This is a genomic window from Aeromonas sp. 600886, assembly GCF_049174935.1.
In the GTDB taxonomy this organism is placed as follows: domain Bacteria; phylum Pseudomonadota; class Gammaproteobacteria; order Enterobacterales; family Aeromonadaceae; genus Aeromonas; species Aeromonas veronii_A.
This window is the reverse complement of the sequence record NZ_JAAKUB010000028.1, coordinates 23,203-34,840: the sequence shown is the minus strand read 5'-3', so window position 1 is coordinate 34,840 and position 11,638 is coordinate 23,203. Positions and strand designations below refer to the sequence as shown.

The window sequence follows — 11,638 nt, the reverse complement described above, 5'->3', positions numbered from 1 at the left end:
GGGTGATAGAGGGGTTGGCGAACAACTTGAGCGTTAGCGGATCACCAGATAGAGCGAGGAGTCGCCGCGCTGGATGTTGAGTGCCAGCACGTCAGGCTTGTTCTTGAGCGCCTTGGTCAGCTCGCCCAGGGTGTTGATGCGCAGGCGGTTGACCCCGATGATGATGTCACCCTTCTGCAGGCCGGAAGCGGCTGCCGGAGAGCGAGGATCAATGTCGGCCACCGCAACACCGGAGACCGGGTCGGTAGTGGTGCTCAGCTTGGCCCCTTCCAGTGCTGGATGCAGCGCGCTGGCGCGTACTTCGCTGTCATCGGCCTGCTTCAGGGTCACTTTGGCAGTTTGTGACTTGCCATCGCGGATCAGCCCCAGTTCGACCTGCTTGCCAGCGCCCATGGTGGCTATCTTGGCGCGCAGCTCGCCGAAGGAGCGAACCGGTTTGCCATCGATGCTGACGATGATATCGCCAGCCTTGATGCCCGCTTTGTCTGCGGCGGAGTCAGGCATGACCTGGTTGACGAAGGCGCCATCCTTCTTGTTGTAGCCGAAGGTCTTGGCGATGTCTGAGGTGAGTTCGGTACCGGTAATGCCCAGCTGGCCGCGACGCACTTCACCGTACTTGACGATCTGCTCGGTCAGATCCCGCACCATGTTGGAGGGGATGGCAAAGCCGATGCCGATGTTGCCGCCGTTCGGGCCCAGAATCGCGGTGTTGATACCGATCAGCTCGCCACGCAGATTGAGCAGGGCACCGCCCGAGTTACCTGAGTTGATGGCCGCATCGGTCTGGATGAAGTTCTCCAGATTCTCGATGTTGAGGCCGCTGCGACCCAGCGCACTGACAATACCGGAGGTGACGGTCTGACCCAGACCAAACGGGTTGCCGATGGCCAGCGCATAGTCACCTACCCGCAGCTCGTCGGAGTCGGCGAACTTGATCTGCACCAGATCCTCGGCCTTGATTTGCAGCAGGGCAATGTCGGACTGCTTGTCTTCACCGATCTTCTTGGCCGCATATTCACGACCATCCTTCAGGTTGACCTTGATCTCGTCCGCCTCGTGCACCACGTGGGCGTTGGTGATGACGTAACCCTTCTTGGCATCGACGATGACACCGGAGCCGAGCGCCTGGAACGGCTGCTCGCTCACCTGTTCATCGGGCATGTTGGGGCCGAAGAAGAACTTGAACTGTTCCGGCAGACGCTGACGGGTAATTTTTTTGCCAGAAACCGAGATATTGACCACCGCCGGGGTGACCTGTTCGAGAACAGGCGCCAGGCTTGGCATCTCCTGATTTGAACCTAACAGGGAAGGCAGTGCAGCCTGAGCAGGGGCCGCAGACATGGCGATACCGACACTGAGGGCTAGCACACTGAGCATGGAAAGAGGTTTACGCATATGAAAAACAGCTCCCAGAAAAAGTTGCATTGCAATCGTCAAGGTCAGACCACGGGACTGGCCAATTAGTTCCGCGAGGAACTAGTTTGGTTGTTTGAGCAGTCCGGAAGAGGCGCCGGCATAGTCGCGAGGCGGTACGCCCGGCTCATCTGCTTCTTTGGTTGGGGCTTCTTCTACCAATGATTCACGGAACAGCGGTTCCTGTGCCTTGGCCAGGAATTTGCTCTGCTCGGCCATGTGGCGATAGAGGGTCTGATACTGCTCGGCCAGTTGCTCCATCAGCGCGGCGCTGTCGGCGAAGTGGGTATTGATTTGGCCCTGATAGCTTTCAAGCTCCTTGTGGGCCTTCTTCAGTTCCTGTTCCAGACGGCCGGCATCGCGGCTGCGTACCGAAAAACGGCCGAGAACGATACCGATAATCAGGGCCGCGACAGCCAGCAGGATCCCAGTTAACAGACTCATAGATGCTCCTTGTTACAGCTAAAACAGAGTGGGTTTATGCGGTCGTCATAACCGCCATGCCTTGATGGCACTATACCGTGCGTCCTGAGGCCGTGATACCATTTTGTCCTCGATTCAGGGACTTGGAGAGGCGCTCAAGGATGACACCGCAGCAAAAATACCAGCAGGATCTGCTGCGCCCCGGCTTTGTGGCCGACCCCGCGCAGGGGATGGCCATTAGCAGGCTGGAGCGACTGTATCAGGATTTGCTACGGCGCCCGACTCCGACCAGATCTCGAGGGTTGCTGGGTTGGCTGCAAAAGCCCAAGCAGCCGGAGCCCGTCCTCGGTATCTATATGTGGGGCGGAGTGGGCCGAGGCAAGACCTGGCTGATGGATACCTTTTTCGACAGCCTGCCTGGGACGCGCAAGATGCGCAGCCATTTCCACCGTTTCATGCACCGCATTCACGATGAATTGCAGGGGTTGAGCGGGCAGTCCGATCCCCTCAAACTGGTGGCCAGCAAGCTTGCCAGCGAGACAGACATCATCTGTTTCGACGAATTTTTTGTCTCCGACATCACCGATGCCATGTTGCTGGGCACGCTGTTTCAGGAGCTGTTTGGTCACGGTGTTGTGCTGGTCGCCACTTCAAATATTCCGCCAAAGGATCTTTATCGCAACGGGCTGCAGCGAGCCCGTTTCCTGCCAGCTATCGAGCTGATCGAGCGTCATTGCGAGGTACTTAACGTAGATGGCGGTATCGACTATCGCCTGCGTACGCTGGAACAAGCCGAGATTTATCACTGCCCGCTGGATTTGCAGGCAAAAGCCAATCTTGACCGCTATTTTCAGCAATTAACCGGTGGGCATACGGCTTGCGAGGGGGCGTTCGAGGTCAATCATCGTCAGCTGACGTCGCTCGGAATGGGGGAAGGGGTGCTCTATATGGAATTTGAGCAACTTTGCTGTACTCCCCGCTCCCAGAACGACTATATCGAGCTGGCCAGGCTATTCCATACTGTTCTGCTGGCCAATGTGCAGCCAATGGGCACAGGCACGGATGACGCGGCTCGCCGCTTCATTGCCATGGTCGATGAGTTTTATGAACGGCACGTCAAGCTCATCATGTCGGCGGCGGTTCCTATGACAGAACTCTACGGCGAAGGGCTGCTGAATTTCGAATTCCAACGCTGTCTTTCACGGCTTCAGGAAATGCAATCGCACGAATACCTTGCCAGAGTGCACCTTCCTTAGTCACAATACCGCGCCTGCCAGTCGGATGGGCATCTGCGGCAGGTAGGGCCGGGCGACATTTGCTGGTTTCATGGCAGTGAAATTAGCAGGTGATATTTAAGGCAACTTCACTTATAATCGCCCGGCCCACGTTACAGCTGTCGATAAGACAGCAACACTTTAAGCTTTACTTGTATTCGAAGGGGTACAGGTAGGCCATCGTTTGTTGTTTGTGGGAGAGCCCCCATAAACAATTGGGTCTGTAACAGGTAATTGGGTTTAACTTAATGAAAACTTTCGTTGCCAAGCCAGAAACCGTAAAACGTGACTGGTACATTGTGGACGCAGAAGGTAAAACTCTGGGTCGTATCGCAACCGAGATCGCTGCTCGTCTGCGTGGTAAGCACAAAGCTGAATACACTCCGCACGTTGACACCGGTGATTACATCATCGTTGTAAACGCTGAGAAGGTACGTGTTACCGGTAAGAAAACTACCGACAAAATGTACCACGCTCACTCCGGTTTCCCGGGTGGTATCAAGTCAATCAGCTTCGACAAGCTGATTCAGCGTAAACCGGAAATGGTAATCGAAGCTGCTGTTAAAGGCATGCTGCCGAAAGGTCCTCTGGGCCGTGCCATGTTCCGTAAACTGAAAGTTTACGCAGGCGCCGAGCACGCTCACGCTGCTCAGCAACCTCAAGTACTGGATATCTAATCGGGAACTGGCAACATGGCAGAAAATCAATACTACGGTACCGGCCGTCGCAAAAGCTCCACTGCTCGCGTATTTATCAAAGCGGGTAGCGGTAAGATCGTAATCAACCAGCGCTCCCTGGAGCAGTACTTCGGTCGTCCGACTGCCCGCATGGTAGTTCGTCAGCCGCTGGAACTGGTTGAGATGACCGAGAAACTGGATCTGTACATCACCGTTAACGGTGGTGGCATCTCCGGTCAAGCTGGTGCGATCCGCCACGGTATCACTCGTGCTCTGATGCAGTACGATGAAACCCTGCGTTCCGAACTGCGTAAAGCAGGCTTTGTTACTCGCGATGCCCGTAAGGTTGAGCGTAAGAAAGTCGGTCTGCACAAAGCTCGTAAGCGTCCGCAGTACTCCAAGCGTTAATTCGCTTTCGGTGCTCACTCTTTCGAGTGTCAAAAAAGCCTGGCAGCCGCCAGGCTTTTTTTATTAGTAATATTACCGACATCAATGCTAACCACGCGTCACAAAAGACAAAAAATTGTTTCTTTATTGTTTTTATTGCTCACCGCTCTTTCTTGTCAAGTTGTTATCTTTTCTTTAAAATTTCCCCTGTTTTCTGTGGCAATTGTAAATCCAGCTTCCGCCGCTGTTGTCACGGGAAAAATGGGGAACAGGGACACTATAAGAATGTGCGGAGTCCACATGGGAGAGTTTTTGGATGAGCAATGCGCCAGTTGATACCGGTCGCCGCAGATTTCTTACCTGGTCAACGGTTGCCGTTGGTGGGGTAGGAGCTGCGTTTACCGCAGTGCCGTTTATAAAGTCATGGAATCCGAGTGCCAAGGCCAAAGCAGCCGGTGCACCGGTTGAAGTCGATATCAGCAAGTTGGAACCGGGTCAGCTCATCCGTGTCGAGTGGCGTGGCAAACCCGTCTGGGTGGTGAAACGCACCAAGCAGACGCTGGATGCCCTTGCAGCACATGATGACAAGTTGCGGGATCCCTCATCAGAAGAGCCGCAGCAGCCTGACTATGCCCATAACGGGTACAGATCGATCAAGCCCGAAATTTTTGTCGCGGTCGGTATCTGCACCCATCTCGGGTGTTCACCTTCTTATCTGCCTGACAGTTTTGGTGAGCAGGTGCAGGGGGTTGCGTCCGGCTTCTTCTGCCCGTGTCATGGCTCCAAGTTCGATATGGCTGGCCGTGTGTTCCAGGGGGTGCCTGCACCACTGAACCTGGTTATTCCGCCGTATCAATTCATTAACGACACCACCATTCTGGTCGGTGCCGATGGCAAGGAGGCCTGATCATGTTGAGCAAACTGATGGGCTGGATTGACGATCGCTTTCCGCTTACGGCCATGTACAACGACCACATGGCCAAGTATCCGGCTCCGAAGAACCTGAACTTCTGGTATTTCTTCGGTTCGCTGGCCATGTTGGTGCTGGTTAACCAGATCATCACCGGCATCTGGCTGACCATGAACTACAACCCCTCTGCGGAAGGTGCGTTTGCCTCCGTCGAGTACATCATGCGGGATGTGGAGTATGGCTGGCTGCTACGTTACATGCACTCTACCGGTGCCTCTGCCTTCTTCGTGGTGGTCTACCTGCACATGTTCCGAGGTATGATTTACGGCTCTTACCAGAAGCCGCGCGAGCTGCTGTGGATTTTCGGCATGCTGATCTTCCTGGTGCTGATGGCGGAAGCCTTTATGGGCTACTTGCTGCCCTGGGGACAGATGTCATTCTGGGGGGCCCAGGTCATCATCTCGCTGTTTGGTGCCATTCCGGTCATCGGTGACGATCTTACCCTGTGGATCCGTGGTGACTACGTTATCTCTGGTGCGACCCTGAACCGCTTCTTCGCGCTGCACGTCATCGCGTTGCCGCTGGTTTTGGTGATGCTGGTTGCCATGCATATCCTGGCGCTGCACGAAGTCGGCTCCAACAACCCGGATGGCATCGATATCAAGAAGCACAAGGACGAGAACGGCTGGCCGCTGGATGCGGTGGCGTTCCACCCTTACTTCACCGTCAAGGATATGATCGGTGTGGCCGGCTTCCTGTTCTTCTTCTGCGCCATCATCTTCTTCAAGCCGGATATGTGGGGTTACTTCCTCGAGAAGCCGAACTTTGAAGTGGCCAACGGCCTGAAGACTCCGGCTCACATCGCGCCTGTGTGGTACTTCACCCCCTTCTACGCGATTCTGCGTGCGGTACCGGACAAGCTGCTTGGCGTCATCATGATGGGCCTCTCTATTGTGGTGTTGTTCCTGCTGCCCTGGCTGGATCGCTGCAAGGTGCGTTCAGTACGCTATCGCAGCAAGCTGCACAAGCTGAACATCGCCCAGTTTGTGGTCTGCTTCATCATTCTGGGGGTGCTGGGTGTACTGCCGTCGACGCCGACTCTGACGCTGGTTGCCCAGATCTGTACCTTGGGTTATTTCGGTTTCTTCGTGCTGTTGTTCTTCTACAGCAAAAACGAACGCACCAAGCCGCTGCCGGAGAGGGTGACATTTAAATGAAAAAAATAATATTTGCAGTGCTGACCCTGCTGCCCTCTCTGGTGTTTGCCGCTGGAGGTGCGGTTGCACTGGACAAGGCCAATTACGATCTGAGTGACAAGGCATCCCTGCAACGCGGAGCGGCCACCTTCATGAATTATTGTGCCGGCTGCCACTCTACCCAGTACCAACGTTACAACCGGGTTGCTGCCGATCTGGAGATCCCTGAGGATCTGATGAAGGAGAACCTCATTTTCACCGACGCCAAAGTGGGTGATCTGATGAAGAGTGCCATGTCCGAGAAGGATGCCGCCAAGTGGTTTGGTGCGCCGCCTCCCGACCTGACTCTGGTAGCCCGAGTACGTGGTGCGGACTGGATTTACACTTATCTGCGTTCTTTTTACGTGGATCCGACCCGTCCGTTTGGTGTGAATAACGTGGTGTTCCCGTCAGTGGGCATGCCCCATGTGCTGGAGCCGCTGCAGGGGACTCCCCGTGCCGAGTTCGCGACTCACATGGTCGATGGCGTCGAGACCCAGCAGGTTGTCAGCATCAAATCTGACGGCAACGGTGAAATGGATGACGAAGAGTATGATAAGACGGTACTGGATCTGGTAAACTTCTTGGTCTACTCGGCTGAACCGGTACAACAGGAGCGTGAACGCATGGGCTTCTGGGTGCTTGGTTTCATCGTGATCTTCTTCATCTTCACTGTGCTGTTGAAGAAGGAATTCTGGCGCGACGTTCACTAAGCGACCAGATCCGGGTAATATAATGCACGGCAATGAAGACCAAGATGCTTCATTGCCGTTTCTGCTTTTTTATGACGGGAGGGTTCAATGGCTGTAGCTGCCAATAAGCGTTCGGTAATGACGCTGTTTTCCGGTGCCAACGATATGTTCAGCCATCAGGTGCGTATTGTCCTGGCGGAGAAGGGTGTTAGTGTGGATATCTGTCAGGTTGACCCAGCCAATCTGCCGGATGAGCTGGCCGAGCTGAACCCGTACAACTCTGTACCGACCCTGGTTGATCGTGAGCTGGCACTCTACACCTCACGCATCATCATGGAGTATCTGGACGAACGCTTCCCGCATCCACCCCTGATGCCTGTTTATCCGGTTGCGCGTGGTAACAGCCGCCTGATGATGCACCGCATCGAGCTGGACTGGTATTCCCTGGCTGACAAGATCATGGCCGGTACCGATGCAGAAGCAGCACGCAACGAACTGCGTGACAACTTGCTCGCCATTGCACCGATCTTCGGTGAAATGCCCTATTTCATGAGCGAAGAGTTTGGTCTGGTAGATTGCTATATGGCTCCGTTGTTGTGGCGTCTGCCGAGCCTGGGTATCGACTTGACCGGTCGTGGCGCCAAAGAGCTGAAGGCCTACATGGTTCGTCTGTTCGAGCGTGAGTCCTTCCAGGCATCCCTGACCGAAGCCGAACGCGAGATCCGTGCTGGCGTATGAGCATGGAACCGACAATGACGCCGAGTCGCCCGTACCTGTTACGGGCGTTCTTTGACTGGTTGCTGGATAACGATCTGACTCCCCATCTGGTGGTCAACGTCAACATTCCCCATGTGATGGTGCCGATGCAGTTTGCTCAGGACGGGCAGATTGTGCTGAATATCGCGCCCCGTGCCGTGATGCAATTTCACATGGATAATGAGGCAATCAGCTTCAGCGCCCGCTTTGGCGGGGTATCCCAACAGGTCTATATCCCGATGGCGGCCGTGCTGGCTATCCATGCTAGGGAGAACGGCGTGGGAACCCTGTTCCCCCCCGAGCCTGGTTACGATATCTGGCTGGAGCAGGCCGAAGCACCGGTGGAGCCAGAGCCGGAACCGCCGCGTCCAAGCGGTCGTCCGACCCTGAAAGTCATCAAATAAAAAAACGCAGCCAATTGGCTGCGTTTTTCATATCCGTAATTATCAGTTCTGGGCGTATTCGAATGCCTTGATGACTCGCTTCACACCGCTAACGTGGCGAGCGATGTTGACCGCCTGCTCTCCCTCCTGACGGGTGACAAGACCAATCAGGAATACTTCGCCGTTTTCGGTGACCACCTTGACCTTGGCGCTATCGAAGTTTTTGGTGCCGAACATGTCGGCTTTCACCTTGGAGGTGAGCCAGGTGTCATTGCTGCGTGTGGTCAGGCTGACTGGCTGACCAAGGCGTAACTCGTTGTAGACGTGGCGGACCCCCTCGATGCGGCCAACAATCTTGCCTGCTTCCAGCTTGTAAACGTCAGAAGGTGTCTGACCGACCAGCAGCACGCGGCCATTGTTGCTGTAGACGCTGATCTTGCTGGCTGCGCTGAGCGGTTTGTTGTCGGCCAGCAGATTGGCTGCTTTCAGCTCGATGCTCTGGTCATCCCACTGGGCGCTCATGGTACGGCGGTCGCCAGAAACCTTGGCGGTACCAGCTGCTCCGCCAACCACCACGGCAGCACAGCCCTGCAATAGCAAGGCGCTGGCTAGCAGGCCAAGGATGAGTATCTGCTTGTTCATGGTTTCAATCTTCCTGTTGCGGGAAAAGAGTCTGGTCGATGAGATCACACAGACAGTGCAGGGTCAACAGGTTGACCTCAAGAATACGGGGGCGGCGGGCAGAGGGTACTCGGATCTCCACATCGTTTGGCCCCAGCAAGCCAGCCATTTCGCCACCGTCGCCGCCGCTCAGCACCACTATGGTCATGTCGCGGGAGAGAGCTGCCTCGGCCGCCTTGATCAGGCTTCGGCTGTTGCCCGTGGTGGTGATGACCACCAGAATGTCGCCAGGCTGGCCCAGCGCGCGGATCTGCTTGGCGTAGACCTCTTCAAAACCATGGTCGGTGGCGATGGCGCTGATGGTCGCCATGTCCGGGGTCAGAGCCATGCCGGGAAGAGAGGGGCGCTGGGTCTCGTAGCAGTTGACCAGCTCGGAGATGAACAGTTGCGCCAGTGCGGCAGAAGGACCGTTACCGCATGCCAGCACCTTGTGGCCATTGAGCAGGCAGATGGTGATCATCTGGGCTGCAGTATGGATGGCATCCGGCAGCGCCTCGGCGGCGGCTATTTTGGTCTGGATGCTTTCGGTGTAGTTCTCTTTGATGCGGTCAGTCATAGGGTCCTCTTAAAATGCGTTCTGGATCCAGGCTGGCTGGTCACCCTCGAACGCAATCACATCGAATCGGCAGGCCTGATTGGCCTCGTTGATGGCATGTTGCTTCAAATAGTGGCGCGCTGCCAGCATGATCTTGCGCTGTTTGCTATGGGTGACCGAGCTGGCGGCCCCGCCATGGTTGCCGGTGGCCCGGTAGCGCACCTCAACAAACACCAGGGTCTTGCCCTGGTGCATGATGAGATCTATTTCACCGCCACGACAGCGGTAGTTGCGAGCTACCGGTTGCAGGCCCTGGGCCTGCAACCAGCGTTCAGCGACTTGTTCAAAGTGCTGTCCCTTGCTCGTTGGTGAGGGGAACAGGCTCGGCAACTGCTGGCGCATCCGTTTCCATAGTTCCTTCATTGGAGGGCTCCTCCAGTTGCTGAACGGCGTTCTCGTCGACCAGTTTGCCGTTCTGGTAAGTACCCCAGCTCAGCATCCGCACGATATTGCCCTGGGCATCCACGCTCAGCTGACCACTCATGCCGGCCTGCTGCATGCCACCCACCTTGCGCATCTGCTGCAGGTTCTCAGCCAGGCTGACGGCATCGTAGCCCATGGCAAACAGGCGCAGCAGGTCACCCTGGGTCTGCGGCCAGAGCAGGGCGATCTGCTCGCGCTGTTTCTCGTAGCCGCCCAGCAGCAGCGGCATATCGGCGATATGCATGCCGTTGAGCTCGGAGGCGACCTCGGTGGCTGCGCTGTCGTAGCCGCGGGAGCTGGTGTAGATGGGCAGGCTGCCCATCGGATTGACCGAGACATCCACGTAGGGCTTGATCATCCGGGTTTCCAGGCTGTTGGCCACCACATAAACGGCATCGATGCTGCGCGGTGCGGCATCAGAGAGTTGCACTACTTCGCCAGCACGGGCGGTAGAGCGGCCGCTCAGGGCATTCTTGACCATCCCCTGTACTTCGTTGCGGGCACCGAAGGTGGCAACCACCGGCTTATCCTGGCTCAGGGTGGCCCAGCTCTGCTCGAACGCCTTGATACTGCTGTAACCGATCCGCCCCTGAGCGGCGATCAGCAGCGGTTTGCGGTAGCCCTGGGTGTAGAGGTACTGGGCTGCCTGCGCGGCATCTGCGGCGGCAGAGAGGGAGAAGTAGTAGGTGGTGTCGTTGACGATCGGCTTGTCCAGCTCGTTGAGCGCCAGTACCGGCACGGTCGGATTTGCCTTTAGCAGCTCCTCGACCCGGTCTTTCAGCAGCGGGCCGATGATCATGTCTGCCCCTTCCTGAATCGCCTGCTTATAAAGGTCGCCGGTCGACTTGCTCTGGGTGTCGTAGAAGTTCAGGGTGAATTGCCCCTGATTTTCCTTATAAGACATCAGCATACCGTTACGGATGGCGGCGCCCTGCGGCTCCAGATTGCCGGAGAGGGGCAGCAGCACGGCGATCTGTTGCACCGAGGTGCTGGCAGTGGCCGCCAGATCGCCCAATCCTGCCGGCATATCCTTCTGGGCTGGATGGTTGGGGAAGTCGCGCTTCCAGCCTGCCAGCTGGCGGGCCAGCAGGTTCGGTTGGGCGCCAAACTCGTTGACCAGTGCCGCCAGTCGCAACCAGCCGGTGGTCACATCAGGGGCCGGAGCCTCTTCCAGCGCTTGCAGGGTGGAGGGGGTCATGCTTTTGAGCAACGACCAGATTTGCTGATGGTTGGTCGCCTGCTCGCTCTGATTGAGGTAGGGCTCCAGTGCAATCAACGACTTGGCTGCGCCAAATTTGTTGTTGATGTCGAGCTGCAGCACCACGCGCTGGCGATACCAATCCTTCTGGGTATCGGCATCCAGCACCACCTCGGGTTTGCCTTCCAGCAGGATCAGCGCCTGATTGGCATGGCCTTGCGCCAGCAACAGATGGGCTTGCAGCAGTTGCAACTGCGCCTTCTGAACGGGATCCTTGGCCTGCTTCTGCAATTGCTGGAACAGCGCCGAGGCCGGTTTGGCCTGGCCCAGCGCCAGATAGCTGCGTGCCGCCAGCATCTGCCAGGTAAAGGCCTCGGCCGGCTTGGCGGGGTCCACCTGCTCAAGATACCACTGGGCATTCTTGGTCAGATTGGAGAACGCAGAGGGCATGCCTGACTGCCCTGACGGTTGATTGGGCTCCGACGCACAGGCGGCGAGCAGTACTGCCGCGAGTATGATGCCGAAGAGTCGTGATACACTTAGCTGCTTTGTAACCCGGTTCAAGTTCATTCCCCGACCAGTGTTGAAGTT

At 56.5% G+C, this 11,638-nt stretch carries 14 protein-coding genes; 8 read left to right on the top strand and 6 right to left on the bottom strand.

The window, feature by feature from the left end; genetic code table 11:
- Positions 1 to 33 precede the first annotated feature (33 nt).
- Both G5179_RS18135 and G5179_RS18130 read right to left on the bottom strand, forming a co-directional pair.
- On the bottom strand, positions 34 to 1,395 hold the full coding sequence (locus tag G5179_RS18135; protein ID WP_005336295.1) for a Do family serine endopeptidase: 1,362 nt from the start codon (positions 1,393 to 1,395) through the stop codon (positions 34 to 36).
- 81 nt (positions 1,396 to 1,476) lie between these two features.
- Positions 1,477 to 1,857, bottom strand: coding sequence for a YhcB family protein (locus tag G5179_RS18130; protein WP_216952219.1), 381 nt, complete (start codon positions 1,855 to 1,857; stop codon positions 1,477 to 1,479).
- 140 nt (positions 1,858 to 1,997) lie between these two features.
- Here G5179_RS18130 and zapE point away from each other — a divergent pair, with 140 nt between their 5' ends.
- The 8 genes from zapE to G5179_RS18090 all read left to right on the top strand — a co-directional run bounded on the left by zapE (position 1,998) and on the right by G5179_RS18090 (position 8,171).
- Positions 1,998 to 3,092, top strand: coding sequence for a cell division protein ZapE (gene zapE, locus G5179_RS18125; protein WP_421258852.1), 1,095 nt, complete (start codon positions 1,998 to 2,000; stop codon positions 3,090 to 3,092).
- A 266-nt stretch (positions 3,093 to 3,358) separates the two neighbouring features.
- Complete coding sequence (gene rplM, locus G5179_RS18120; RefSeq protein WP_005341737.1) at positions 3,359 to 3,787, top strand: 50S ribosomal protein L13; 429 nt, start codon at positions 3,359 to 3,361, stop codon at positions 3,785 to 3,787.
- A gap of 15 nt (positions 3,788 to 3,802) precedes the next feature.
- A complete protein-coding gene (gene rpsI / locus G5179_RS18115; protein WP_005336286.1) occupies positions 3,803 to 4,195 on the top strand; it encodes a 30S ribosomal protein S9 in 393 nt (130 codons plus the stop codon).
- Between the two features lie 295 nt (positions 4,196 to 4,490).
- Positions 4,491 to 5,081: a ubiquinol-cytochrome c reductase iron-sulfur subunit gene (petA, locus tag G5179_RS18110; protein WP_216952217.1), complete on the top strand. Its 591-nt coding sequence runs from the start codon at positions 4,491 to 4,493 to the stop codon at positions 5,079 to 5,081.
- 2 nt (positions 5,082 to 5,083) lie between these two features.
- Positions 5,084 to 6,301, top strand: a complete 1,218-nt coding sequence (locus G5179_RS18105) for a cytochrome b (protein WP_005341735.1) — start codon at positions 5,084 to 5,086, stop codon at positions 6,299 to 6,301.
- Positions 6,298 to 7,032, top strand: a complete 735-nt coding sequence (locus tag G5179_RS18100; protein ID WP_201938939.1) for a cytochrome c1 — start codon at positions 6,298 to 6,300, stop codon at positions 7,030 to 7,032. The genes G5179_RS18105 and G5179_RS18100 overlap by 4 nt, the downstream gene beginning before the upstream one ends.
- An 87-nt stretch (positions 7,033 to 7,119) precedes the next feature.
- On the top strand, positions 7,120 to 7,749 hold the full coding sequence (gene sspA / locus G5179_RS18095) for a stringent starvation protein SspA (protein ID WP_005336279.1): 630 nt from the start codon (positions 7,120 to 7,122) through the stop codon (positions 7,747 to 7,749).
- Positions 7,746 to 8,171: a ClpXP protease specificity-enhancing factor gene (locus G5179_RS18090; RefSeq protein WP_041234002.1), complete on the top strand. Its 426-nt coding sequence runs from the start codon at positions 7,746 to 7,748 to the stop codon at positions 8,169 to 8,171. Before sspA ends, G5179_RS18090 begins: the two co-directional genes overlap by 4 nt.
- Positions 8,172 to 8,213: 42 nt before the next feature.
- On the opposite strand, the gene dolP is transcribed toward G5179_RS18090, so the two are convergent.
- From dolP to G5179_RS18070, 4 genes are read right to left on the bottom strand one after another with little or no spacing between them, the layout of a single operon-like run.
- Positions 8,214 to 8,792 (bottom strand): division/outer membrane stress-associated lipid-binding lipoprotein, encoded by a 579-nt coding sequence (gene dolP / locus G5179_RS18085; protein ID WP_227341815.1) that lies wholly within the window; start codon positions 8,790 to 8,792, stop codon positions 8,214 to 8,216.
- Positions 8,793 to 8,796: 4 nt separating this feature from the next.
- Positions 8,797 to 9,387 carry a D-sedoheptulose-7-phosphate isomerase gene (locus G5179_RS18080; RefSeq protein ID WP_005341724.1) on the bottom strand — a complete coding sequence of 197 codons (591 nt, stop codon included), beginning with the start codon at positions 9,385 to 9,387 and terminating at the stop codon, positions 8,797 to 8,799.
- Between the two features lie 9 nt (positions 9,388 to 9,396).
- Positions 9,397 to 9,768, bottom strand: coding sequence for a YraN family protein (locus G5179_RS18075; protein ID WP_421258862.1), 372 nt, complete (start codon positions 9,766 to 9,768; stop codon positions 9,397 to 9,399).
- The gene (locus G5179_RS18070; RefSeq protein WP_005356641.1) at positions 9,710 to 11,497 is read right to left on the bottom strand and encodes a penicillin-binding protein activator; all 1,788 of its coding nucleotides are present in this window, start codon (positions 11,495 to 11,497) and stop codon (positions 9,710 to 9,712) included. The genes G5179_RS18075 and G5179_RS18070 overlap by 59 nt, the downstream gene beginning before the upstream one ends.
- Positions 11,498 to 11,638 lie beyond the last annotated feature (141 nt).

Bases quoted from the DNA above. Each gene is read 5' to 3' on its own strand.
- G5179_RS18135 (WP_005336295.1), bottom strand. From the start codon at position 1,395: ATGCGTAAACCTCTTTCCATGCTCAGTGTGCTAGCCCTCAGTGTCGGT.
- G5179_RS18130 (WP_216952219.1), bottom strand. From the start codon at position 1,857: ATGAGTCTGTTAACTGGGATCCTGCTGGCTGTCGCGGCCCTGATTATC.
- zapE (WP_421258852.1), top strand. From the start codon at position 1,998: ATGACACCGCAGCAAAAATACCAGCAGGATCTGCTGCGCCCCGGCTTT.
- rplM (WP_005341737.1), top strand. From the start codon at position 3,359: ATGAAAACTTTCGTTGCCAAGCCAGAAACCGTAAAACGTGACTGGTAC.
- rpsI (WP_005336286.1), top strand. From the start codon at position 3,803: ATGGCAGAAAATCAATACTACGGTACCGGCCGTCGCAAAAGCTCCACT.
- petA (WP_216952217.1), top strand. From the start codon at position 4,491: ATGAGCAATGCGCCAGTTGATACCGGTCGCCGCAGATTTCTTACCTGG.
- G5179_RS18105 (WP_005341735.1), top strand. From the start codon at position 5,084: ATGTTGAGCAAACTGATGGGCTGGATTGACGATCGCTTTCCGCTTACG.
- G5179_RS18100 (WP_201938939.1), top strand. From the start codon at position 6,298: ATGAAAAAAATAATATTTGCAGTGCTGACCCTGCTGCCCTCTCTGGTG.
- sspA (WP_005336279.1), top strand. From the start codon at position 7,120: ATGGCTGTAGCTGCCAATAAGCGTTCGGTAATGACGCTGTTTTCCGGT.
- G5179_RS18090 (WP_041234002.1), top strand. From the start codon at position 7,746: ATGAGCATGGAACCGACAATGACGCCGAGTCGCCCGTACCTGTTACGG.
- dolP (WP_227341815.1), bottom strand. From the start codon at position 8,792: ATGAACAAGCAGATACTCATCCTTGGCCTGCTAGCCAGCGCCTTGCTA.
- G5179_RS18080 (WP_005341724.1), bottom strand. From the start codon at position 9,387: ATGACTGACCGCATCAAAGAGAACTACACCGAAAGCATCCAGACCAAA.
- G5179_RS18075 (WP_421258862.1), bottom strand. From the start codon at position 9,768: ATGCGCCAGCAGTTGCCGAGCCTGTTCCCCTCACCAACGAGCAAGGGA.
- G5179_RS18070 (WP_005356641.1), bottom strand. From the start codon at position 11,497: ATGCCCTCTGCGTTCTCCAATCTGACCAAGAATGCCCAGTGGTATCTT.